The 23,319-nt window shown below is 43.0% G+C and carries 26 protein-coding genes; 13 read left to right on the top strand and 13 right to left on the bottom strand.

Annotated features, from left to right (window positions below; genetic code table 11):
* Positions 1-29: 29 nt before the first annotated feature.
* Together L3V43_RS08560 and L3V43_RS08555 are read left to right on the top strand one after the other, a co-directional pair.
* Entirely contained in the window at positions 30-731 is a 702-nt protein-coding gene (locus L3V43_RS08560) for a hypothetical protein (protein ID WP_102058179.1), read from the top strand.
* 16 nt (positions 732-747) lie between these two features.
* Entirely contained in the window at positions 748-1,488 is a 741-nt protein-coding gene (locus tag L3V43_RS08555; RefSeq protein ID WP_010605588.1) for a reprolysin-like metallopeptidase, read from the top strand.
* A 101-nt stretch (positions 1,489-1,589) separates the two neighbouring features.
* Here L3V43_RS08555 and L3V43_RS08550 read toward each other — a convergent pair whose 3' ends face one another.
* On the bottom strand, positions 1,590-2,210 hold the full coding sequence (locus tag L3V43_RS08550; protein WP_010605587.1) for an arylesterase: 621 nt from the start codon (positions 2,208-2,210) through the stop codon (positions 1,590-1,592).
* Here L3V43_RS08550 and L3V43_RS08545 point away from each other — a divergent pair.
* The 3 genes from L3V43_RS08545 (at position 2,209) to L3V43_RS08535 (ending at position 6,190) form a co-directional block, all read left to right on the top strand.
* Positions 2,209-2,922 carry an ABC transporter ATP-binding protein gene (locus L3V43_RS08545; protein WP_010376092.1) on the top strand — a complete coding sequence of 238 codons (714 nt, stop codon included), beginning with the start codon at positions 2,209-2,211 and terminating at the stop codon, positions 2,920-2,922. The two genes, L3V43_RS08550 and L3V43_RS08545, sit on opposite strands and share 2 nt — an antisense overlap.
* The gene (locus L3V43_RS08540) at positions 2,912-5,413 is read left to right on the top strand and encodes an FtsX-like permease family protein (protein WP_237116219.1); all 2,502 of its coding nucleotides are present in this window, start codon (positions 2,912-2,914) and stop codon (positions 5,411-5,413) included. Before L3V43_RS08545 ends, L3V43_RS08540 begins: the two co-directional genes overlap by 11 nt.
* 159 nt (positions 5,414-5,572) lie before the next feature.
* On the top strand, positions 5,573-6,190 hold the full coding sequence (locus L3V43_RS08535) for an HAD-IA family hydrolase (RefSeq protein ID WP_237116220.1): 618 nt from the start codon (positions 5,573-5,575) through the stop codon (positions 6,188-6,190).
* 19 nt (positions 6,191-6,209) lie between these two features.
* On the opposite strand, the gene L3V43_RS08530 is transcribed toward L3V43_RS08535, so the two are convergent.
* Positions 6,210-6,590 (bottom strand): DUF3224 domain-containing protein, encoded by a 381-nt coding sequence (locus tag L3V43_RS08530; RefSeq protein WP_102058177.1) that lies wholly within the window; start codon positions 6,588-6,590, stop codon positions 6,210-6,212.
* Between the two features lie 144 nt (positions 6,591-6,734).
* Between L3V43_RS08530 and L3V43_RS08525 the strand changes: the two genes are divergently transcribed.
* Positions 6,735-7,529 carry a helix-turn-helix domain-containing protein gene (locus L3V43_RS08525; RefSeq protein ID WP_237116221.1) on the top strand — a complete coding sequence of 265 codons (795 nt, stop codon included), beginning with the start codon at positions 6,735-6,737 and terminating at the stop codon, positions 7,527-7,529.
* Between the two features lie 58 nt (positions 7,530-7,587).
* Here the strand turns inward: L3V43_RS08525 and L3V43_RS08520 are convergent, their stop codons facing one another.
* Positions 7,588-8,145: a TetR/AcrR family transcriptional regulator gene (locus L3V43_RS08520; protein ID WP_102058175.1), complete on the bottom strand. Its 558-nt coding sequence runs from the start codon at positions 8,143-8,145 to the stop codon at positions 7,588-7,590.
* Positions 8,146-8,231: 86 nt separating this feature from the next.
* Here L3V43_RS08520 and L3V43_RS08515 point away from each other — a divergent pair, with 86 nt between their 5' ends.
* Positions 8,232-8,765 (top strand): dihydrofolate reductase family protein, encoded by a 534-nt coding sequence (locus L3V43_RS08515; RefSeq protein WP_102058174.1) that lies wholly within the window; start codon positions 8,232-8,234, stop codon positions 8,763-8,765.
* Positions 8,766-8,805: 40 nt separating this feature from the next.
* On the opposite strand, the gene L3V43_RS08510 is transcribed toward L3V43_RS08515, so the two are convergent.
* Positions 8,806-10,179: an MATE family efflux transporter gene (locus tag L3V43_RS08510; RefSeq protein ID WP_237116222.1), complete on the bottom strand. Its 1,374-nt coding sequence runs from the start codon at positions 10,177-10,179 to the stop codon at positions 8,806-8,808.
* 94 nt (positions 10,180-10,273) lie between these two features.
* Here L3V43_RS08510 and L3V43_RS08505 point away from each other — a divergent pair, with 94 nt between their 5' ends.
* Entirely contained in the window at positions 10,274-11,146 is an 873-nt protein-coding gene (locus L3V43_RS08505) for a LysR family transcriptional regulator (protein WP_237116223.1), read from the top strand.
* Between the two features lie 213 nt (positions 11,147-11,359).
* Entirely contained in the window at positions 11,360-11,869 is a 510-nt protein-coding gene (locus tag L3V43_RS08500; RefSeq protein WP_102058171.1) for a hypothetical protein, read from the top strand.
* A 62-nt stretch (positions 11,870-11,931) separates the two neighbouring features.
* Here the strand turns inward: L3V43_RS08500 and L3V43_RS08495 are convergent, their stop codons facing one another.
* On the bottom strand, positions 11,932-12,168 hold the full coding sequence (locus L3V43_RS08495; RefSeq protein ID WP_010605577.1) for a helix-hairpin-helix domain-containing protein: 237 nt from the start codon (positions 12,166-12,168) through the stop codon (positions 11,932-11,934).
* Between the two features lie 37 nt (positions 12,169-12,205).
* Complete coding sequence (locus tag L3V43_RS08490; protein WP_010605576.1) at positions 12,206-12,625, bottom strand: nuclear transport factor 2 family protein; 420 nt, start codon at positions 12,623-12,625, stop codon at positions 12,206-12,208.
* 570 nt (positions 12,626-13,195) lie between these two features.
* Between L3V43_RS08490 and L3V43_RS08485 the strand changes: the two genes are divergently transcribed.
* A complete protein-coding gene (locus tag L3V43_RS08485) occupies positions 13,196-13,687 on the top strand; it encodes a GNAT family N-acetyltransferase (RefSeq protein WP_029215811.1) in 492 nt (163 codons plus the stop codon).
* An 85-nt stretch (positions 13,688-13,772) separates the two neighbouring features.
* On the opposite strand, the gene L3V43_RS08480 is transcribed toward L3V43_RS08485, so the two are convergent.
* Positions 13,773-14,528 carry a DeoR/GlpR family DNA-binding transcription regulator gene (locus tag L3V43_RS08480; RefSeq protein ID WP_010605574.1) on the bottom strand — a complete coding sequence of 252 codons (756 nt, stop codon included), beginning with the start codon at positions 14,526-14,528 and terminating at the stop codon, positions 13,773-13,775.
* Between the two features lie 144 nt (positions 14,529-14,672).
* On the opposite strand from L3V43_RS08480, the gene L3V43_RS08475 reads away from it, so the two are divergent.
* Positions 14,673-15,320 (top strand): HAD-IA family hydrolase, encoded by a 648-nt coding sequence (locus L3V43_RS08475; protein WP_174169129.1) that lies wholly within the window; start codon positions 14,673-14,675, stop codon positions 15,318-15,320.
* Entirely contained in the window at positions 15,317-15,604 is a 288-nt protein-coding gene (locus L3V43_RS08470) for a hypothetical protein (protein ID WP_019647463.1), read from the top strand. The genes L3V43_RS08475 and L3V43_RS08470 overlap by 4 nt, the downstream gene beginning before the upstream one ends.
* A gap of 212 nt (positions 15,605-15,816) precedes the next feature.
* Here L3V43_RS08470 and L3V43_RS08465 read toward each other — a convergent pair whose 3' ends face one another.
* From L3V43_RS08465 to L3V43_RS08440, 6 genes are all read right to left on the bottom strand, one after another.
* On the bottom strand, positions 15,817-16,287 hold the full coding sequence (locus L3V43_RS08465; RefSeq protein ID WP_069021034.1) for an RES family NAD+ phosphorylase: 471 nt from the start codon (positions 16,285-16,287) through the stop codon (positions 15,817-15,819).
* Positions 16,287-16,739, bottom strand: a complete 453-nt coding sequence (locus tag L3V43_RS08460) for an antitoxin Xre/MbcA/ParS toxin-binding domain-containing protein (RefSeq protein WP_010376128.1) — start codon at positions 16,737-16,739, stop codon at positions 16,287-16,289. Before L3V43_RS08460 ends, L3V43_RS08465 begins: the two co-directional genes overlap by 1 nt.
* 388 nt (positions 16,740-17,127) lie before the next feature.
* The gene (locus L3V43_RS08455; protein ID WP_237116224.1) at positions 17,128-20,289 is read right to left on the bottom strand and encodes an EAL domain-containing protein; all 3,162 of its coding nucleotides are present in this window, start codon (positions 20,287-20,289) and stop codon (positions 17,128-17,130) included.
* Positions 20,286-21,236, bottom strand: coding sequence for a cytochrome c peroxidase (locus L3V43_RS08450; protein WP_237116225.1), 951 nt, complete (start codon positions 21,234-21,236; stop codon positions 20,286-20,288). Before L3V43_RS08450 ends, L3V43_RS08455 begins: the two co-directional genes overlap by 4 nt.
* A 102-nt stretch (positions 21,237-21,338) precedes the next feature.
* The gene (locus L3V43_RS08445) at positions 21,339-21,911 is read right to left on the bottom strand and encodes an NAD(P)H-dependent oxidoreductase (RefSeq protein WP_102058167.1); all 573 of its coding nucleotides are present in this window, start codon (positions 21,909-21,911) and stop codon (positions 21,339-21,341) included.
* A 280-nt stretch (positions 21,912-22,191) separates the two neighbouring features.
* Positions 22,192-22,551 (bottom strand): MerR family transcriptional regulator, encoded by a 360-nt coding sequence (locus tag L3V43_RS08440; RefSeq protein ID WP_102058166.1) that lies wholly within the window; start codon positions 22,549-22,551, stop codon positions 22,192-22,194.
* Positions 22,552-22,663: 112 nt separating this feature from the next.
* Here L3V43_RS08440 and L3V43_RS08435 point away from each other — a divergent pair, with 112 nt between their 5' ends.
* Positions 22,664-23,299 carry a glutathione S-transferase family protein gene (locus L3V43_RS08435; protein ID WP_237116226.1) on the top strand — a complete coding sequence of 212 codons (636 nt, stop codon included), beginning with the start codon at positions 22,664-22,666 and terminating at the stop codon, positions 23,297-23,299.
* Positions 23,300-23,319: the final 20 nt, after the last annotated feature.

Below are 23,319 nucleotides of genomic sequence, written 5' to 3'. Positions count from 1 at the left end.
ACTACTTATTAACGTCATCGTGGTGAATTATGCGAGTGCTCATTGTTGCATTACTTATTGGTTTTATTGGAATTGCCTTTTGGAAAATGATGCCAGAAGCTCAACCTTCACAGGTAAATTTAATTCAAGCTTCACACAACTTAGAAACTGATAACCAGGCAACTCCAAAGCATGAGACGCTTGAATCGAGCCCTGAGCAGGTCACCCCTACAGCGACGCCAATACAAAAGGGCAACGACTTTTACGCTGTGAATAAGGTATCAAATAAAGCAAAAGCAGTGCTTTCAGCCGCAAAGGTTTTACCACAAGATTTAAGCAACGAAGCGTATATTGAGTTTGACTTACCTACACTAAGAGAATTAGAAGGCGGTGATAACTTTGAATTGTTAATTCCGCAAACACAAGAGTCATTTGTAGCAGAAGTGACAGGCATATCTTTAGCGGAAAACGGCGATAAAAGTGTTTTTGGTAAGGTAACCGGTGCTGATGGTCGTTTCCATACCACCGTTTTAACCGTAGGCAAAGACGCCGTATATGGTCAACTTACCGCCCCAAGTGGCAACTATGTATTTGAATCAAAAGATCAATTTGGCTGGATTGCTGCCAAGCGAGACTTATACCGCTCCCACAAAGAAGAAGAACTACATCCGCATGATAGCCATGACGAAACAGACCATAACTCAGTTTCTGTGAAGAAAGATATTTTTCAACCCAAAAGTAACGTTAACTAAAAAGAAAGGAAAAACAATGAAAACAACAGTAAAGGCAGCATCGCTGGCAACGGCACTCGCTCTATCTGCAAGCGCATCAGCAGTAACCGTCGATATCGGCATTCTTTATACCGATCAATCTGCGGCTGCTACGTCAAACATTAATACTAAAATCAATCAGCTGATTGCGTTTACAAACCAAGTTTACAGCCAAAATGGCATCGATCTGCAACTACGTCTTGCAGGTACACAAAACTTAGGTAACTACAACATCACACCAACGAGTGCTTGGTTAGATTCTGTGACTAACAGTAGCTATGTAGCTAACCTTCGTAATACTTGGCGTGCAGATATGGTTGCGGTACTTGGTACAGGTGAGCGCAATGGTAACTACATCACATGTGGTCTAGCTTGGGTAGGTCAAGGTAGCAATGGCAACCTATATTCAAGCATGAGCAACCGTATGTTCAGCATTACAGGTATCGATTGTGGTGCAACAACCTTTGTACATGAGCTTGGTCACAACCAAGGTCTAGCGCATTCACGCAAACAAGGTGACACCAGCGGTGGTGTATACGTTGATGGCATGGGCCACGGTGTACAAGACAACTTTGCTAGTATCATGGCTTATCCACATGTATTTGGTAATGCAACACAATACGACTACTTTGCTAACCCGAACTGGTCTCTTGGCGGCGTGCCTTATGGTGTAGTTGGTCAATCATATGCTTGGAAAACGGTAGATGCGACTAAAACGAGTATCGCAAACTTCAAGTAATCGCAATGTAGTTAATTAAGCACTACTGCAATAAGTTAAAGTTTCAAACTAAAACACACCCAAACCCGCGCTCTTAGCGGGTTTTTTTGTGCTTTGTATGCTTATTTTTCCAGCCATTGATTGATTTCTTGATACATAAAGTCGCGGATTAGAGGTTGCGCTTCTTTGTTGGGGTGTAAGTTATCGCTTTGCATTAATTCCGGTTTGGCCGCCACTTCTAGCATAAAGTAGGGCATTAGGTAGCTACCGGTTTGCTCTGTCACTTGTTGGTAGCTCTCGGTAAACATACTGGTATAGCGAGGACCTAAATTAGGGGGGATTTGGATTTCCATTACGGCAACGTTGGCGCCTGCTTGTTGGCTAGATTGCACCAGCAGTGTGAGATTTGCCTTTAACCTTTTTACAGGAAATCCGCGTAGGCCATCATTACCACCCAATTCGATTAATACATGAGTAGGCGAAATCGTTTTCAATTGCTGATTTATTTTTGCCACAGCATTACCTGTTGTTTGACCGCTAACGCTAACATTGATAATTTCGATCGGATTTTGTTCTGTTTCGTATTTATTTTGTAACAATTTAACCCAACCATCATCTTGTTTCAGGCCATAAGCGGCGCTTAAGCTATCACCAACTATCATGAGTTTTTGCTTGGCATTTGCGCTTAACGGCGTCATTACAATAACAAGTATGAACAACAACTTTAGGAAATAGTACTTCATGTCAGTGCTTTCTCAGTTAAATATGATCCAAGTAAAAGGCCTTACTAAACAGGTCTCTACCGTTGAAGGTAATCTCACTATCCTTAGTGATATCGATTTCACTGTCAAGTCAGGTGAGTCCGTGGCTATCGTTGGCGCTTCAGGCTCAGGTAAGTCAACCTTACTTAGTTTGCTTGCCGGATTAGATATCGCATCCAAAGGAGAAGTTCATTTAGATGGCGAATCATTACAAAAAATGGATGAAGAAGCTCGAGCTCAACTGCGAGCAGAAAAAGTCGGCTTCGTATTTCAGTCATTTATGTTAGTGCAAAGCTTAACAGCACTTGAAAATGTGATGCTTCCTGCTGAATTAGCTGGGGACAAAGGTGCAAAAAATCAAGCGACAGAGTTATTAGAAAAAGTTGGCTTGTCTCATCGTCTAACGCACTATCCTTCACAACTTTCGGGTGGCGAACAGCAACGAGTGGCTATAGCCAGAGCCTTTGTTGGCAAACCCAAAATCCTATTCGCCGACGAACCATCGGCTAATTTAGACAGCAAGAACGGCCATCTTATCGAGCGTTTGCTGTTTGACCTAAACAAAGAGAATGGCACCACTTTGGTGCTTGTTACCCATGATGAGCAACTCGCTCAACAGTGTGATCGCATCATTCATATTGAAGCTGGAAAACTAGAAGTAATAAAACAAGGAGCGGCTGTCAATGTGGTTTAAGTTAGCACTTACTTTATTCTCTAGGGAATTTAGACGAGGCGAGCTCACCATCATCCTAGCTGCAATTGCGCTTGCAGTATTGACTGTGTTTAGCTTGTCTTCCATTACCGAGCGGATCCGTTTGAATCTAGAACAAAAATCCGCAGACTTTATCGCTGCTGACAGGCGGCTTTCGAGCAACCATGATTTCGACGACCGAGTACTGACCACAGCACGAGAGTTTGGCTTAAATACCGCCAAGCAAGTGTATTTTGACTCGATGTTATTTGCCAACGATGAGTTAATACTTGGCGCGCTAAAAGCGGTGACAGATACATATCCACTTAGAGGTAAACTTACTTTAAGAGATAGCCTTAATGGCGAGAATTACCAAGTTCAAGCCGCTCCGAAAAAGGGCAATGTATGGCTCAGCGAAGGCTTGTTTTATTCCCTTGGCCTTAAAATTGGCGATGTGGTAGAAATAGGGGCAGGGCTGTTTACAGTGAGTAAGGTGCTTATTAGCGAGCCTGATGCCCCTTTCTTCTCGCTGGCGGGGAACAAACGCGTCCTTATTAATCATGATGATATTGCGGTGACTAAAGCCATTCAACCCGGGAGCCGAGTATTCTACCGACTATTATTTTCGGGCTCAGAGCAGCAGCTGGGAGAGTACTACACTTGGCTCAAGCCACAACTCAAAAGCAACCAATCTTGGCAGGGAATAAAAGATAGGCAATCACCTTTAGGTGAAAACTTAGCTCGCTCAGAGAGCTTTTTGCTCCTTGCTGGACTATTTGGGATCATGCTCGCTGCCGTAGCGATGGCGGTTTCTGCAAAGCGCTACTGTGAGCGCCAATATGATCCCGTCGCCATGATGAAAACGCTCGGAGGTAGTCGCAAAACCATCCGCCGTATTTATCTTTTACACCTTTCTTTAGTGACCTTTTTTTCCGTTGTAGTCGGTCTAGCTATCGGTTACGGGCTGCAAAGTGTTGGGGCCGCTTACCTGATTAACTTTATGGATACGGCCCTGCCTGAAGCAGGGTTTAGGCCTTGGCTGTTGAGCATTGCCGTGGGTGTGGTATGCGCAATGATGTTTTCATTAAAACCACTATTAGATTTATTTGACATCCCGCCGCTGCGCGTCCTAAGACGCAACCTTGGAGACACCATCGCGATTAGTCGAATTCATATGGCGCTTTCAGTATTAACAATTTTCGGGTTAATGTGGCTATTTAGTCGCGATATTAAGATCACCGCGATTTTATTCGGCGCAACCTTGCTACTCATGGCCGTGCTATACGTGATCTCACGACTATTATTTTCAGCGGGCAGAAAACTAGGGTTGAGTCCGGGCTCAAGTTGGTCTCTTGCCATTGCCACACTGCAAAAACGTGCCAATGCAAATGCGGTACAGCTTATTAGCTTTGCTCTTGCTATCAAATTAATGTTGTTTTTAGTGGTGCTGAAAAATGACATGATCTCGGATTGGCAGATGCAAGTGCCTGAAGACGCACCCAATGCATTTTTTATCAATATAATGGAACAAGAAATTCAGCCAATGCAAAGCAAACTTGATGAAAGTGGCATCAAGCATGAACATTTTTATCCCGTCTTTTTGGGTCGTGTAAATGCGCTAAATGGCGAAGAGTTTGCACGCAGGGTCTCACTGCAAGAGGGTGAAGAAAAAGACGAAGATGCACGTGATGGGGTAGGGCGCGAGCTCAATCTTACTTGGTTAGATGAATTGCCAGCGGGTAATGAAGTAGTCGATGGCGAGTGGTTTGATGACTCTGATGCGCTTCAAGTTTCCGTCGCTCAAGGGCTTGCCGAGCGGGTAGGGATAAAAGTGGGGGACACGCTTAGCTTCCTAATCAATAGTCAAACAATTGAAGCCAAAGTGACGAGTTTACGTAGTGTCAATTGGGGCTCGCTGAAACCTAACTTTGTGATGATATTCAACGATAAAATCGCCGGCCAATTCCCTGTGACTTACTTTACTGCCGCCAAGCTTGAAATAGCAGACACTAAGGTTATTAGTCAGTTTTTGAAAGCGTATCCAACAATTAGTATGATCGACATTCAGAGCCAGCTCAAACAGGCACAATCGATGATTTCTCAAGTCTCACTGGCGATTAGCTTTGTACTTAGTATCGTGCTTATCAGCGGTTCTTTGGTGCTCATTTCTCAAGTTCAGGCAAGCCTTGCCGAACGTATGCAGGAAATCGTTATCTTGCGCACACTCGGTGCCAGAGGTCGTTTGATAAAACTCGCCACGCTTTATGAATTTTTATTACTTGGCGGATTAGCAGGACTGGTAGCTGCCGTGGTCAGTGACATTGCACTGTTGGTGATCCAAGTTCAAACATTCGATGTGGATGGCCGTTTGCACCCCTATATTTGGCTATTAGGGCCTGCAACTGGCGCAACATTCGTCGCTGTGATTGGTTACTTTATGGTGGCGAACACCATGAAACAAAACACGCAAGGGCTACTACGCAAACTCGCATAAAACTTCGAAAAGACTAAAAAGTGGCTCACCGTTACCATCAGTGAGCCACTCATCTCGCAAAAGCAAAACTCCATCGTCTTGATCTTTACAAACTTCAATTACGTACCTACCTTTAAGTAGGGCTACGCAGTACACATGCGAAACCAAAGGATATTAAAAATGGATAGGATACCGGTTAAAGGCATTATTTTTGACCTAGATGGCACACTAGTGACATCTGAACTCGACTTCTCACTTATTCGGGCGCAAATTGGCTGTCCGGTAGGGCAAGACTTACTCAGTTTTATCAGTACATTGCCTTCACCTTACATGCGTGAAGAGGCTATGAACATCGTCCACCAACATGAATTATGTGACGCACAGCACTGTGAAGTTATTCCTGGGGTTAAGGAGTCTGTTGCGCACCTTTCGAGAATGGGGATCCCGCTTGCCGTTGTGACCAGAAACTTTGCAAAAGCGGCGCGATTGAAGCTTAAAACAGCGGGATTGCCAATTCCATTGATTTTAACGAGGGACGATGCGCCAGCCAAGCCAGACCCAGCCGCGCTGCTGCAAGTTGCTCAGACCTGGCAAGTGCCACCTTATCAATGTGTTTATGTTGGCGATTACCTCTACGATATAGAGGCGGCACATAACGCCAACATGCCGTCATGCTTGTTTGCCCCTAATGACAAACCTCACTACGCAGAGCAAGCAGATGTTGTCATTAGTCACTTTGCGGAGTTAGTGGATGCGCTGTACACGCTAGACATAAGAAGACACCGCTACTTAGCCTAGCGCAATAACATTGAAGCTATCAGTTATGTGTTATTTGGTAGTTTGCCCTTTTTCCCTCAGTCGACTCAAACGACCCTTTATCACCCACGGCAATAGCATCAACATCGCTTTGTACCACTGTAAAATTACTATGTGCTTTACCGTGCTTAAAACGACCATCGTGCATCAATACAACCTTGCCTTGTTGCCCAGAAAAGCACCCGATTACTGCTTCAAAGCCATTAAACTCAACATCTCCTTCTTCGGCATAGTGAAGCTGATAATAAACTTCGCTACTGCCTTCAATTTCGCCTTCGTAACTGAGGCTCACCACGGCTTTGGAGAGTTTGGCACCATCATCAAATTGTTTTTCTGTGGTTTCTTGCCAATTGATAATTTCGTACACACCTGTTAGTTGCATCGCATTTCCCTTAATTTTATAGTAAAAGAGTTTGATCTTGCTCTGCAGTTTCATGCAGCTTGTTTTAAATCTAGCACGCAATTTAAAATTGGTATTGTAAAAACGCGACAACAAACAATGAGCTCTATCCATAACAAGGCAGCGATGAAATCTAACCTTAGTCCAGTCACCGGTGTACTCCACCAACAACAAAGCGCTCCAAACTACCAGCTTAGACGGTATTTCCCATGCACAGAGTTAAAAGGTCTTGTCGAGCAATTTTGGTTTGTCGACTGGTGTTTGCCGGATAATAAAACCCATACACAACGAAACTTACCAGATCCCAACTTTCATTTACTGCTAAGTACCGATGAGATAAAAATTATTGGCCCTGTAAGCAAAGTATACGATTACACAATGCATGGAAAAGGGCAGCTCTTGGGGGTTAAATTTAGGGTCGGTGCCCTAGTAGAACAATTTGATATCACTCCTTTGGCATGTGTCGATAAAACCTTTTCTTTGCAGCATCTTTGCGATATGCCATCGAGTTCGCTTGTTTCTTCATTAACCATGGCAAGTGATGATGCAGAGCGGGTAAAAGTGCTATCACAATTTTTAATGTCGTTTACACTCTCTCAAAGCACAGGTGCTGCTATGGCCGAAGGTATTCTCAACACCTTGCAAGATCACAGCGATATTTTTACGGTTGAGCAACTTGCCAAACAATGCGACATGCCAATACGACAAATACAAAGGCTTTGCCAACACTACATCGGTTTTAGTCCTAAATGGCTAATTCGAAAGTACCGCTTGCACCAAGCACTTGCACTGCTTGAATCCAAAGCGACTACAATGGCAGACATTGTTGCTCAGTTGAACTATACCGATCAGTCACATCTTATTAGAGATTTTAAAGAAATAATCGGTACCACTCCCAATCGTTATCTCAAGCGTCCCTAACAGGTACTTCGCCTCTATGTGTTGTAATGCCCCTTTACAACGCCACAACGCAATGACATTAAGCCTCAATCGCTTTACAAATTAGTGCAATTGTACCGTTTGTCATCGAGACATTTAACGCTTCTCTATCTGGGTGACACTCCATTGCAAGTGCAAAACCATGTAAATAATCAACCAGTAAGCAAATCGCATCTTGTTGTGCCTGCCCCTGTAATTCAAGCGTTTGAGTGATCACCTCAAATCGGGTTTGAAACACTTCAGCTGGACCTACTGAGTCCATTGATAGCAGCACAGTTAACAGCCCTGGATAGTCGTCGAGTAGCTGTAAATAACTTACACTGAGCTTTTGTAGCTCTGTTTGCCACTGTTCATCGCAGCTAGGTTCATATATTTCATCGACTAAAGAGCAGGTCAAAGCTTCGAGCAAAGCCTGTTTGTTTTTAAAGTAGTGATAAATTGCCATCGCATCGACATTTAGGCTGCTCGCCAACGCTCGAATACTAGGCACTTTTCTACTTTCCTTCATCTGCAATTTGGCTGCTTGTATGATCAGCTCCTGACTTAGTGCTTTACCTTCCGCTAACGGTCGGCCACGCTTCTTATCCTTGACACTCATTGTTTACTCTCGCTAAGATAAAATAAATTCTACAGTGTAGAATTTATTTTATCTTGAAATAGTTTAGGGTTCAATTGGAGTATAAAATGGCAAACATCGTCTATATTGGGGCAAGCCTAGACGGCTTTATCGCGGATAAAAACAACCACTTAGATTGGCTACATGATTTACCCAACCCTGAAGGTTCAGACTTGGGGTTCGCCGATTTTATGGCCCGCGTAGATGCCATCATCATGGGACGTAATACCTTTGAGACAATCCAAGGATTTGATTGCGACTGGCCATACAATAAACCTGTTTTTGTATTAAGTAATACGCTTAAAGAAGTGCCAAAAGTTTTTTCAGATAAGGTATCGCTTGTACGGGGTGAACTGACAGATATCGCCGAACAACTGGCTCAGCAGGGCTTTAAAAACCTTTACATTGATGGCGGAAAAACCATACAAAGCTTTCTTCAACAAGATCTCATTGATGAGCTAATTATCACGACCATTCCAACTATTTTAGGTGGCGGAATACCTTTATTCGGAAAATTAAACGAACCGCTTAAATTTAGACATGTGAATGCTGTGAGATATTTAGATTGCGTGGTAAAAAATTACTACGTACGCCAAAGATAACCCTAAGAAGGCGCTTAAAATAAGCGCCTGCAGTATGCAACTAAGCGCACAGCTTATCACCTGACGTAGCTTCCATATCTGCATGCTTTAACTGATATAAATCACGCCAAAGCAGAGGGATGATAATAACGGTTAACGTGATGTTTGAGATAGGCACCGCAAGCCACACCCCATCGACACCAAACCAGAATGGCAATAAATATAAAAACGGCAATTGCACCAACATGTTTCCAAGTGAAATAACCAACGCTTTACCGCCTTTACCTACCGCAACAAAGTACATCGAGGTAAGAAATATAAAACCATCCAAGAATAACGTGGATAGATGCAGCTGCAAACCACGCTCGGCCGCGTTGAGCAAAGCCAAATCCTCACTGAAGAGCCCAAGTACATCCTTCGGAAACAGATAAAACATAGTTACCATCATCACACCAAAACCCAAGCTCACTTTGAGCGCCAGCTTAAACATAGTGTGAATGCGCTGGTAAAGGCCTGCTCCATAATAATAACTGATAGGCGGCTGGACACCATTCGCTACGCCTTCTGCGATAAAATAGTAAATAACGCCAAGGTAACCAACCACAGCGAAGGCCGCCACCTCAACTTCACTGGCAAATATCAGCAACTGCTTGTTATGTAACGCAACGATAAAGCCAAAATACAAAAACATCACCAATCCTGCTGCGCCTTGCTTTAGTATTTCTAGGGCTAGGGGCTGATTAAACGCACCTTTGGGTTTATTTTCTTCACCAGAAGTGAGTAAAAAGTAGAGCGCTGCAAGTGCGACTATCCCTTGTGAAATCAGCGTAGCAAGTGCAGCACCGGGAAGTTGCCATTGCATTTCCACAATCATAAAATAATCGAGCACTATGTTGCCGAGCGCCCCTACAATCAGCAAAGCCGTTGCCAATTCTGGTTTACCATTGTTTCTTAGTAGTAACGGCAACGCACCTGCCGCAATGGTAACCCCAGCTCCCCAATTCAATACCTGTAAGTAGGCCAAACTGGAATGTAAAAGTTCACCCGATGCACCTTGAAGCTCAAGCAAAGTAGGTCCGAATAATACAAGGACAGTCATTGCAACCACAGTCAAGATAGCGATGAGCCAAAAGCTAGTGCCCATCAGCTGCTGCACATCGGTATTGTCGCCAGCGCCACGATATATCGACAGCAAACTGCCAGATCCCATCCCGATTAAAACGCCAAAACCAATAATGATCCCTATAATGGGCCAAGCAAGGTTTACAGCAGCCAACCCCTGAGCACCAAGGTAGTGACCAATAAAAATACCATCGACGATTTGGTACAATCCATTGACCATCATTGCGACAACGGCAGGGATGGTATAACGCCAAAAAGTGCGGGTAACGTTGGTGTCTTTTGTGGGGGTTTTGCTCGCTGAATCTAACAGCATGATGAAATCCTTAAGCAAGAAAAACCGTTATTATCCTTGTAATTGAGATTGGTCAAAGTTAGTATCCATCCGAAATTCGGATAGGTTAATCATTATGCATTGGACACTCGATCAACTTGAAGCCTTTGTTACCGCCGTCAGGTTGGGGTCATTTTCAGCTGCAGCAAGACACTTGGGGAAGGCACAATCTCGGGTCAGCACCGCAATTGCCAATTTGGAAGCCGATCTAGGTTTTGCACTTTTTGACCGCTCCGCCAGACTGCCAGTGTTAAATCAAGCTGGTCTCGATCTGTTTAAAGAAGCTGAAGCGGTGCTCATGCAGTGTCAGCGCCTGCAATCAAGAGCCAATTCTCTTAATAATGGCGAAGAGGTGTCTCTCACCGTTGCCATGGATGAAGCAGTGCCCATCATCGCATTTGAATCATTGTTTGAACGATTAGCTCAGCAATTTCCGCTATTAAAATTAGCCATTATTAATGGTTCCCAAGACGACATTGCACAATGGGTGAGCGCAAAAAGGGCAGAAATAGGCATTTTATTTCACCAAAAACCATTGCCAGAATCGCTGGATTTCACCTCAATTAGCAGCTTTAAACAAATCTTGATCTGCTCCCCTCACCACCCGCTTGCACAACATTCTGCTCCAAGCATTGAGGAGCTAAACCAACATCGGCAGCTCGTTATACGTGACCGCATTGGTAATACTCAGTCACAAGCCATATCTACAAGCCACTGGCATATTGACAGTTACTATTACATCATGGGTTTAGCTATTAGAGGGGTTGGTTGGGCATTAGTACCTGAACATGTTGTCAACACGCCATGGTACATGAACGAACTGGTCGAGCTATCAACCGAACATATTCCTAACCCGCTGGTCGTCGAAATGGGTATCGTGCAACGCAGAGATCAAAGCAAAGGGCCTATCGTGCGATGGCTATACAACGAAACAGCAAGCTTATTTTGACTAAACGTACACTGTCAATTTAAAGCCATATTGGCTCGGCAGAGACTGGCATTTTTTCTACACTGGTGGTTAAATTAACCTGTTTTGGATAAATTACCTTTTAGCAAACGCCAGTAACAAAAGTTCACATTTACATAGTAGAGTGGAATTAATACTGAGAACAAATATAGGAGCACGTAGTCTTAGCATTTAAGACCGCAGTTAGGATACATTATGTTTGATAAAAATACGCTTATTGAAGCTTACGAAAACGTTTTAATTACACTTATTAAAAGGCGCATCAACGAACTAAAATTTTATGTAAATCAAAGCGCTTATTCTCATATGTCGTTATCTGTTGAGTTTTGGCATTACGATGTAAATTGGAATATCTATAGCCTGCCAGAAAGCCGTTTTGAACAACATAAAAACGTTGCCTCAGACGAGTTTATCATCTTATCTGACTTTGAAGATGACTGCGCAGAAGTCAGTAAACTGAGAGACATTTTCGAGAGCTGGGAAGATATAGAACTCGTTGAAGACGAGGACGAGAATATGGATCTGTTGTTCAAGCTTTCTCATGAAGCACTCGCCAAGGCGCTATGCGGAAACGCAGTAAAACCACTATTGTTAGACATCTTTGCTGAAAATAAGGCATTAAAAAACAAACCGCTTAACGAGCTTATCAAAGTAGAAGATCCGGACGGACGTTTCGACCTCAACTTTGTAGAAGCTGTTGCTTAGTAAGCCTAGATAATATGTTTTCCAGACTACTTTGAATAAGCCCCGTAAAGGGGCTTTACACGCTAGTTCATCTTACGTGCTTTCGTGATTGCAGCTTGAATGGCAGCTTTTGCCTGCGGGCTGTTTTTCCAACAAGTTGTTTGCAACATAGAAGCGACCCGCTCAGCTATTTCTTCAACTTCATAAGTCGCAAGTTCACTCAAACTGCAAATACCGATTTCTTCAAAACGCTTTATTACCGTAGGGCCGACTCCTTTGAGGGCCAGTAAGGTGTTCTTTTCACTTTCAGAGAAAACCATAGATCAGCTATCCTTTTCTTTATCAAAACAGTCAACATTAGCGCGATAATATTGAAATCCTATCACTATCTTGGCTTGAGAAGTCTGGATCAACGTAAATATGCATTCTTGTGATCAAGTTATCAGAGAATTCGAACACACTACAAAAACGGCCAGATGAAATTTGATTATCAGGCCAGTGCGTACCATCACGCATCACACCGCCTTCGCGCCCTTCAACAACAACTGTTTTTCCAGACACAATGAAATTAAAATGCGCAATATCGTGCCAAATGCTGTTGAGTGAGCTGCCAATTTTATCGCCAAACTCAAGTAATGCTTGCTTACCAACAGCGTCACCAAACTTTGGAAAAAAGAAAGTCACTTCATCATGAAATAGGTCTAAATAGCTTGAATCTCCAACATCAATCTTTTTAAAGTACTCAGTCACCAATTCAATTAAGGTATTTTTATCCATCGTTTTTTCTTCCTAATCCTTTGCAATTAATTTGTAATCTCACTCTCTTTATTAGGGCAAACAAAATAAAAACAATATAGGTAAGCTGAACTTAGATATTTTAGTAACTTAACTAACCTGAGGTTTGGATAAGGAATGTTCCAACTCATTGTTGCTAAAGCACAACTTAGTTTTCTCCTTATCTAGCCAGAGAGTTTTAGGGAAAACAAGGCGAATTTACGCACCAATAGCTGGCTATTGGAAGTGAATTCAACGCAGTTAGCGCTAAAACTGGCTGCTAGAAAGGCATTAATTATCCGCAGCTCAGGTTAACTAACTTCTTATCCCGAGTTCAGGTTAGGTAATCTCAGTTGAAGAATTTGCGGTGCAAGGCTTGAAGTTAGTATTGTGCATTCCTCGTCTATAAAATAATTAACGTTATTTAATGCAATCAAAATACGCAAAATAAAGTCCGATGACGACAATCAACCTCAGCTTACTTTTCTCTACACAAAGCACGCATTGTATACCTCGAAAGGGAATGGTAACTTATTGATGAATTTACGTTTAAATTTATTGAAAGAGAGCTCAATGTTCAAACTAAGACCGTTCCAAGCCAATGATGTTGACAATATGGTCGTGATTTTGAACGATCCCGATGTCGTTCGGTATTTATCAACAAAAATTCCGCAACCTTACACCGAGCAAGATGCCATGTGGTGGGTAAATGAAGGCAGTAAACAAGGCTATGTTCGGGCGATTTGCGATGGTCAGCAGCTTATCGGCTGTATAGGTGTTAACCCTGGCGGGTTTGAATATGAGCGTTCTGGTGAAATAGGCTATTGGCTCGCAAAAAGCCATTGGCGTAAAGGAATTACTCATAAAGCCATTTTACACATTACGTCAGAGGTATTTAACGAGACCAATATTGAACGGATCTTTGCCGCCGTATTTGACGACAATCATGCATCAATGAAGCTACTAGAGAAGTCAGGTTTTGAGCAAGAAGCGGTGTTAAAACGCGCCATATTCAAAAATGAACGTTTCTATAACAATCATATTTTTACCTTATTAAAACCTTAGATATGTAGCTGTTTAGCTCGACCGTAAGTCGGCTACCCTAGCTGCTAAGTAGCCGATATAAACTTGTTAACCTAATGCAACTAACCTAGACCAAAGTAAGCGCTATCTCTAGCGACTCAATCTGCTTTTTTAAGCTTGGATTGATTTCTTCATCGGTAATAATTGTGTCAATTTCGTTGGCTGTAACAATCTGATAAGTAGCGACTTTATCTAGTTTATGACTCGGTCCCATAATCACAGTGTGGTCGCTCTGACGAATAGTAGCAGAAAGGATCTCCGCTTCTTCTATATAGCTCGCGCTAAAACCGTGGTGAATATGGAACGAGCAAATCCCCATAAAAACAATATCAAAACGGATCCGTTTCACCATTTCGATCGCCGTCATGCCTACCACCCGCATTGCTGGTTTAAACATAGGACCGCCTAATACAATCACATCCACCAGCGAATGATAGGCCAACTCTTTGGCGATCAGTGGACAACCCGTAACCACAGTCAACGGCATATTTTTAGGTAAGTGTTGTGCTAAATAACGGCACGTCTCGCCAGAATCAATCACTATCGTTTGTCCAGGCACGAGCATCGCTAAGGCAGGTTCAATATAACGAATTTTACTGGTATCGGGTTTATCTAAACGCTCGATATAGTCAGGAGTATTATCCTGCAGCGCTAAAGCGCCACCATGAACACGCCGCAGGAGCTTAAGCTCAGCCAGTTTGTTTAAATCCCGACGGATTGTGTCTTCGCTCACATCAAGCGTTTGCGCCAAGGACACTGAGGTGATCCGCCCTTGTAAATTAAGCTGATCGAGAATGAATTGATGACGTTCTGCCAATAGCATTGCATGTTCCTGCATGTTTTTGCGTAATTTTACTTGAAAAAGATCGAGATACAAGCGTATTATTTGCACACACATGCACGGTAAAGCCGATTTAATATCAACAAACGCCTGTTTATGCATGAAACATTATCATAAGGAGTAAAAATGGCACTTAATTCACTCAACCTGAACCATTATCAGGGATTGATATTCGATATGGATGGCACACTTGTTGATTCTGAAGTTGCAGTACGACAGGCCGTCGCGCCTTGGTGTGAGAAACATCATGTCAATTTGGAAATGGTATTAACAACGGGCCGAGGTGCACGTTTCAAAGACTTTATAGAACAATTTACTCCGCATTTAGATAGCCAGCATGAAGTCGAGCTGTTGGAACAAGCTGAAGCCAACCTTGCCCATACCGTAGCAGCCATTCCTGGAGCTAAATCGTTTTTAAGCGAAATAAAAGCACAGCAACGCAAATGGGCCATTGCAACTTCTGCAAATCGCCACAATGCTATTGCACGACTCACCACAGCAGGTTTACCTATTCCTAAAATATTAATTACCGCAGATGATGTTGGGCAAGGTAAGCCTCACCCTGAGCCATTTTTATTGGCGGCCAAACGATTGGGAGTGGCAGCCTCTAAATGTCTTGCATTTGAAGACTCAGATCAAGGGGTAAGATCCGCACTTAGCGCAGGCTGTGACGTAGTCGTGGTTAACCGTTTTTGCACAATTCACCACGACCATATTGTTGCCCGTATCAATCACTATCAGGATATCTACTTATCAGAGGAAGTAAGCGAATGAAAACATGGCTGACAGGCTTTTATCAAACGAAAGATACCTACTGGGATTTCGCCGGTGTATTCTTCGGCGGTATCGGTTTTATCGCATTATTCGGCCAGCTACTTAGCGAACTTGAGCGCCAAGGCCCAACCAACTTGTCCTTTACGTTTTTAATCGGGTATGTGTTGGTGTTTAGTTTTTGGCTGATGTATGGGCTGAGATTTCAGCGAATGGCAATCATTGTTACTAATGTACTTTGCCTACTTTTACAGATCTTAATTTTACTAACTGCGATTTTGCGTTGAGTAGTTGGCAAAGGAGAGAACCTTTCAATAAAAAGGGGGTGGGTGAGTGCCTACCCAAGAAATCACCGATAAAATGTTTAAAAATGGTGAATAAGAAATATAGGATACATTTTGATATCAGCGACTGAGGGCTAGATTACCTTATTACCTCACAAAGCTAGCTTATTAATACTTGTATTGACTAAACTATTCTTTTGGCAAGTTTTACGTGACTATTTAAAAATTCGAGGATCAAATCCAAACTCAAGTTTCTCATGGTTTTTAAAACTTGCTTTCATTGCAGGGTGATTCGGGTTAACAACATAGTTTTTATCTCTTGGTGAAATGGTTGATGGAACCTGTAGGGCAGCGTATTGAGGCTTTACTGCATTTAGAAACTCATCACCAATTTCCTGTGTTTCTTCACCTGCAGGAATGCTTCTCCAAGTTTTAGGTAAATCCTCTTCGTCAAGCTTTACAATAAGTTCATCCGGCACCTCTATACAGTAAAGATCGTATTGATCTACTATCTTTGGATCATTATTTACATGCACAAATACTTCTAGAGAGCACAGCGACTCTGATTCAGCGAAATACAAAGCTTCTGTTCCCTTAGAGTTCCATCTACCGCCATATAGCTTCGCGCCTTCGGGACTAAAAGGCGTGTCCGCAAACTTTTTTTGAGTTAAACGGTAAAGCTTCATTATGAGAAAACCCCGTGTTTAATTCTTCCTATAAGGTCCTTTACAATCTCAAAGTCCACCGTAGTTGACACCATATCGAGCGGTCTCTTGCCACTCAATCCATAGACATTTTCACGAATCCATTCTAATGCTCTTTTCTCATCATTGAATAACTCGGTAGCTAACTTGATTAACATAGCCAACCTATAAATCGCGTCGCTTTCTTGGGTGCTAAAGCGTTCTTCATTTTTAAGTCGGCGCTTGATAGTGCTAACAGGTATATGAGTTACGGTGTGAAATTCATTTTGAGAAAGCTTTGTCATTTCTATAATATTGCGATACACCTTTGGCTTGAATCCCTGATGTACCGCTTCTGTCCGCGCTATATTTGCGTCTTCAATTCCAAGACTAATCCAAAAGTTTGTTTTGCTACTACGCTTGGGCTTAAAGCTTTTTAATTGGGCTGTAGCCATCCTACCTCTCTCATTTTTTCGGCTCATATGACCTAATAATATTGGCTCAAATGAGCTGCATATGCAAACGATAAATTACACCGAACTGTATTAAGTAATCCAAAGTGATGTATGAGATATCGTACTGATAGCTTATATGGTGCGAGCAAAGAGCATAATTGCTATGAGTTAAAAATAGGCATAGGCGACATTGTTTGGTTCATTCTCTATGTAGGTTCAAAAGAATGGACGAGAAGTGGATAAATAAAACAGAGGTAGATTATTTATTGCTAGACTTCCGATATAAGGAGAAAAGTCCTGAATGATATGTCTGTAATAACTGAGCAAAAGCTAGCATGTAAGATCAGACACCACGAACCCTCACCAAATACAACCCAAGCCACACACTTCAATCCAACCACAACTTAGGAGATGCTCGCTCCGATGCAATGGCAAATTGCTCAACCCAATCAATTAATCCCTCAATCGCCATTGGTTTGGCATAAAAGTATCCTTGTACATACTGACAACCAAGGTCTTTTAAGCAATCTAGTTGTCCTTGTTGCTCTACGCCTTCGGCTATCACTTTGAGCGATAAACTCTCCGCCATCGACAAAATCGCGTTGACCAAAACGGCCGCATCTTGGTTTTGATCTATATCTTGAATAAAACCTCGGTCGATCTTTAATATATTGATGGGGAAGCGTTTAAGATAGCTAAGCGAAGAGTAGCCAGTGCCAAAATCGTCAATTGCTAAGTTGACCCCCGTTGCCCGTAGGCTTTGCAGCCAAGCAGTTACGGCTTTATCATCTTCAAGTAAGATGCTTTCTGTGATTTCAAGCGTTAGATTTTCTGGAAGAAAGCCTGATTGCTGTATGATTTGTTTAATGGTAGTGGCGTTAAAGCCAAGTCGATATTGCTGACTCGAGACATTTACCGTCAAATAACAATTCATACCAAGCGCTTTATTTAATCTGCGAATATCATTACATGCCTTAGCAAGTAACCACTCACCTAGAGGAGCAATTAGGCCGCTTTCTTCAGCGACTGGAATAAATTCAGCAGGGGAAATATACTGGCCGAAATCAGTTGGCCAACGCATGAGCGCCTCGACACCATATAATTTACCCGACACCGTATCGACAATAGGTTGGTAATGTACGGTTAAGCGCTGATGTTCAAGCGCAGCTCGGAGCAGCTGCTCCAGCTCAACTCGCCGATTCACCTGTTGCTGCATTTCTTGCGCAAAAAAGTGATACTGATTGCGCCCCGCTTCTTTTGCTTTATACATGGCTAAATCGGCAAGTCGTAATAACTCTTTTTGATCTTTTGCATCACTTGGTAAAATCGCGATCCCGATGCTTGCCCCGGTAAATACCTCAAAGCCGTTGATCACAAATGGTTCACTCAGTGCTTTGACAATTTTATCGGCTACTTGAGCAGCATGATCCGGATGCGCAATTTGGCTCAATAACAATACAAATTCATCTCCCCCAAAGCGGCTCAAGGTATCGCTTTTACGCAGCAGGCCGTTTAAGCGCTTAGCTACGGAGATAAGTAAGGCATCTCCGGCCTCGTGACCCATGGTGTCATTGACACGCTTAAACCTATCTAAATCAATAAATAATACTGCACTTTGATGGTGAGTACGGCTCATGCGTTTAATATCTTGCTCAATGCGCTCAAGTAATAACGTTCTATTCGGCAGTCCGGTCAACACATCGTAATAGGCTTGATATTCAATCTGCTCTTCTTGCGCTTTGCGCTCGGTCATATCAGACAATATGGCAACGTATTGCTGCACAAGCCCTTTGTCATCATGCACGACACTGATTGCTAGCCACTCTGGATATAAAGTACCGTCTTTACGCTTGTTCCAGATCTCACTTGCCCACTGTCCGTGCGAGTTGAGGGTGCTCCACATCTGCTCATAAAAATGTTTGTCATGCTTACCTGAACTTAAAATATTAGGTCGTTGACCAAGCACTTCATGTTCTTCGTATCCAGTAATTTTGGTGAAAGCTGGATTGACCGCGGTGATCTCAAGTTTTGCGTTGGTGGTCATGATCCCTTCTTGCGTTGCATTAAATACCGCCGCTGCGGTTTTAAGCTGTGCACTTGCGCTTTTTTGTGCAGTGATATCTTCTTTGATCGCAATAAAGTTAATGATTTCCCCTTGCTGGTTTTTAATCGGGGAAATAGACGCGTACTCCCAATAGTAATCTCCAGACTTACGGCGATTGTAAAACTCACCACGCCAGACTTTGCCTTGTTTGATGGTTTGCCACAGCGTTTTGTAGTCGGTAAATCCTTGTTTGGAGCCTAGTACTTTGGGTGTTTGTCCTTTCACATCCTCAAGTGAATACCCAGTAACTTGTTCAAACTTAGGGTTAACGTATTCAATGCGAGCACGAGGATCGGTGATCACAATAGAAGAGGGGCTTTGCTCAATGGCATGGCCCCACTTGCGAAGCTCTTCTTCCGCTTGTTTAAAAAGGGAAACATTAACACTCACAAACACTTGGCCATTGTTGTGTGTATTCGTTTGTTTTACCTGTAACCAAGCGCCAGATTCGGTTTGATGCAAATTGGCGTCGGAGTTAAAAATTTCTCCAAACTGCTGCTGCCACTCTTCTAACTTGCGTGGCATTTTTTCGCTATCGGCAATTGCAAAATGATTACGCCAAGCACTGTTACAGAGCAGCAAATTGCCACTGCGACTAAAAAGAGCAAAGCCTTCGGTTAAACGCGCAACGGCATCAGACAAAGTTTGGCTGGTGCTCAGAATTTTATTTTTGGCCACATAAAGCCGATTTGCAAACACAATCAAGAGCAAAAATAGCACAATGGTCAGCAGTAAAAGCAATTCACTTTGATGCTTGGTTTTTTCTATGGTTTCACTGTGATGCTGGCTATATGCCGCGTAAAGGGCTGAAAAAGCTTGATCACTCGGCAAAGACAAAAAGCGTTGTTTTGCCTTTTTTAATTCTGCACTGTTAGCAAGCGCGACGTTAAAATGCTGATAGATAAGCTGCTCTAAGCCACTTTCAGAGTTGATGGTCATTAAAGGCTCTGCGACAAATTCATAGAGCTGACCCAACATTAAATTAGCAAGCATTCTATTGGCGTGGGTTGCCAGTTCGGGCTCACTCTGCTCCAGCTCGATTAGCAACTCGGGGAGATAAAGCAGGCTGTTTTTAATATTTGCTGCCGCTGTTTTAATGGATTCGACTTGCAATACTTTATTGCTGAGTAGCTGACGATAGGCATCAAATTGCTGTCGAATGTCGGGCGTGGCTTCTGCAAATAATGCATCTCGCTGTGGTGTATTCAAAGCGTCGATTGCATGTGCTAATCGCGCTAACTCATCATATTGATTGAGCTGTGCACTAAGCATTTGTAACACCGCGGCATCCAGTTTGGCATCAATACTCTTGGCTTCAAAGAGCAGGGTAACTCGTGCTTGGTGTGTTTGACTGCTGAGCTCTTGTTGCGAGTAAAAATACGCAAACAGCGCAATTGGCGCGCACAGCAGTAACGCTTGCACACCAATGAAGGCCTTATTCTTCATTCGTGGTTTTCCAAATCCATTTCGTGGTGATGTCCTGCTAGGCTGTCAATAAAGGCAACTAGCTTGTTTATATCTGAGTCTGAGATATTACGACCAAGTTGGTATTTGGCCATGGTCGCAACGGCGGCTTCTAGGCTGCTATGACTAGCATCGTGAAAAAAGTATGCTTGTTTGCTAGCAAGTCGCAAGCTCGGTACTTTGAACACAAAGCGATCTTGCTCATTGCCAGTGACATTAAATCGACCATAATCCGCTTTTTGAATTGGTGTATTTCTATCGCCAAAATAATCACCAAAGGTGCCCATTTTGGCAAACATATTGCCACCAACATTGCGCCCTTGATGACAGCTAATGCAACCATACCGTTTAAATAACTCATAACCGGCAATAGCCGACTTAGGTAATCCTATGCTGTTATCCTTAAGCCATAAATCAAACGGTGCATTAAGCGTGATTAACGACCCTTCAAAAGTCGCTATTGCGTCTTTTACCGTGTGTTTCGTTACGCCCTGCGAGTACACTTTAGTAAATTGCGCGACCAGCGTTTTATCTTGATTTAACTTGGCAACGACTTCTGGCCAAGTCATATCATGCTCTTTTGGGTTTAAGATGGGTGAGTCGATTTGATCATAAAGCGATTGCGCACGGCCATCCCACGCTTGACGAATATTTAAAGCCGCATTGTAAACAGTTGGAGTTTTTAGCTCACCGAGTGCGCCATTAACGCCACTGGAAAGGGGCTTTACATCCGCGCCATGACTGGGTAATTGGTGACATGACGCACAGCTGACTTGGTTTCCTCGGGAAAGCCGCTTATCAAAAAAAAGTGATCTGCCCAAGCTGACTTTATCGGCATCAAGCCCTATTGCAGGCTCAAGTGGCAGAATTGGCTCATTTGCAGCTCCCAATAATGGAAACGCAAAAAGTAATAAACTCCAAATTCGCATACACCCCGCCCAAGTTGCCATCTTGGTGTAAAAGATAGCAACATTCGGCATTGCAAATTTTGATTTAAAATAAGCTTAGCAATAGAAGTTATGTGTTTTTATTCACTCACCCCGCACGGCTAGACTTGTCACTTCACTCAGCCAGTTATCAATTACCTCAGGCGTTGCTAAGTGCACAGGGCCAAATAGCGTATGTTGAGTTGGCTCTATACCACAAAATCCTAGTGTCCCATGTTCTAGCTGAGCCATAAGCCCAGCGGCAACTTCTTGCAAATAAGTTTGCGGCGTGTCTGAGGTGAGAATGACTCTTGCGGTTTTATGCGGTAGAAGCTTTTCAATTTCAGTGCCGGCCTCACTGTATTTAAAAGCAAAGCCTGGAAGTAATGCTCTATCTATCAGCCCTTTGAGCTTGGCTGGTAACGCCAACCACCAAATTGGGCTTACTATCACAATGTGCTGCGCCCACAGTAAGTTCTCTTGGAATTGCTTAAGGCATGGCTCTAATGGTTGGCTCGCTTCATAACCATACATCAAATTGATTTCAAAGTGCATCTCACTAAGATCCATTCTGCGTACTTGATGTTGGGTGCTTGCAGCTTGCTCATAACTTGTGGTGATAGCGTGGCACAGGCCTTTGGTTTTGGGGTTACCGTTTAGTAGCAGTATTTTTTTCATCGTCGTTTCCTTATCACATGACTGAGAAACGAGTGTACTGTCTCCCCTTAACGGGAGAGTCAAGTTACTCTACCTGAGACTAGGATAACCTGAGCTGCGGATAATTAATGCCTTTCTAGCAGCCAGTTTTAGCGCTAACTGCGTTAAATTCACTTCCAATAGCCAGCTATTGGTGCGTAAATTCGCCTTGTTTTCCCTAAATCTTGCTGGCTAGACAAGGAAAAAACTAAGTTGTGCTTTAGCAACAATGAGTTGGAACATTCCTTATCCAAACCTCAGGTTAGGATAGTTTTATCTGTGGACATTCATCAAGTGATGCGATGCAATGTTCAATACGTTGTATTTTTTGCTGAAGCTGCGCAACTTGCTCTATGCAGGATGCTTTGAGTTCGACTAAAAATGTGTTGATTTCGACCCAGTTGACTTGCCGCCCTTTAATTTCAATCACTTGCTGTAATTGCTTAATCGACACACCGAGCGATTTTGCTTCTTTTATTAATAACAGCAGATCGACATCCACCTGCGAATAGACGCGATATTTACCAACACGCTCCGGGGTAGGAATAAGCCCTTTCTCTTCATAAAAGCGAATGGCCTTGACTGACAGCCCAGTTTGCTTCGACAGCTTGCCAATATACATTTTTGATTCTCCCAGCTAAAAGCAAAATAACGGTTTACAGCCTCCATAAAAGTTGCAACCATCTAATACCAATTGCACGCTAACAAAAAGTATCGTCAAGGAATAGCAAAAGATGTATCAGTTGTTTTACTACCCTCGTAATGCCAGTTGGGCACCACATCTCGTACTTGAGCACCTACAACTAGAAAAAGAACTGCTCTTGGTCGATAGAAAAACGCAACAACAAAAGTCTGCGACCTATTTAGAACTCAATCCTACAGGACGGATCCCGACATTGGTCGACGGTGACCAAATCATCTTCGAGAGTGCAGCAATTTGTTTGCATTTATGCGAAAAGCACCCTGAAGGAAAACTTATCCCAGCGCCAGAAACCCCACAGAGAGCCACGTTTTATCAGTGGCTTTTTTATTTAACCACGACGGTTCAGCCAGAACTCATGTTGTATTTCTATCCTGAAAAATATCAGCTGTCACCAGAGAGCAGCAAGACCATGTCTCAAGCCGCTGAGCAACGAGTCAGCGACATGTTTGCACTTATCGACAAGCAGTTAGCAACAAACACCTACTTAGTTGGTGAACATCTCACGCTTTGTGATTATTATTTATTTATGCTGGCCCATTGGGCAAGTGGGTTTAATACTGCGCCAAAAGACTATGCACATTTGGGCCGATTTATGCGAATGATGGCACAGCAAAAAGTGGTAAAAAGAGTGTGCGAAATTGAACAAACCGATCTAAATTTTTATTAGCATCCATTACACCAAGGAGG

It is taken from the genome of Pseudoalteromonas sp. L23 (genome assembly GCF_021728455.1).
Lineage (GTDB): Bacteria > Pseudomonadota > Gammaproteobacteria > Enterobacterales > Alteromonadaceae > Pseudoalteromonas.
Note: the sequence above shows the minus strand (reverse complement) of the source record. Positions and strands in the feature narration are given on the sequence as shown.